This window comes from Mesorhizobium sp. M8A.F.Ca.ET.207.01.1.1, from assembly GCF_004794715.1.
Taxonomy (GTDB): Bacteria; Pseudomonadota; Alphaproteobacteria; order Rhizobiales; family Rhizobiaceae; genus Mesorhizobium.
Genome location: NZ_SRUS01000137.1, coordinates 1 through 405, shown reverse-complemented (window position 1 = coordinate 405; position 405 = coordinate 1). Strand labels below are relative to the sequence as shown.

The 405-nt window shown below is 57.0% G+C and carries 1 protein-coding gene; it reads right to left on the bottom strand.

Features of this window, described 5'->3' with window-relative positions:
• Positions 1-356, bottom strand: a 356-nt coding sequence (locus EN850_RS33865) for a hypothetical protein (RefSeq protein ID WP_210238015.1), incomplete at its 3' end; no start/stop codon positions are given.
• Positions 357-405: the final 49 nt, after the last annotated feature.

Here is a 405-nt window from a genome sequence, read left to right as displayed (position 1 = left end):
TTGTCCCACATGGCTTTCGGCGAAGGCATGGCGTCTTGAGGGAACAACGAGAAGAAGTCCGACAAGTAGGGTGCGGCCATGCAGAAGTAGCGAACGGTGAATTCCAGCAATTCCGGGTCGAACGCAGCGCCGGGGATTTCGCCCTGAAAGGCAGCTTCGATGCATGCGAGTGTATCTGCCGGCGAGGGGGCGGCTGCCACCGTGGAGCCGACCGATGGATCAAGGAACGCGTGATTTCGGGCGAGCCAGCGCAGGAAGATGATGCCAAGGACCCAGTTCGTGCCTGACGGATCCTCATCCCTTGTCAACCGTAGGAAGAATGGAGAAGCGCGGAAAAAATCATTACCCGCCTTCATGAATTCTTCGAGTGTGGGTGGTGTCTCAATCACGGAAGTTCGACGTTTG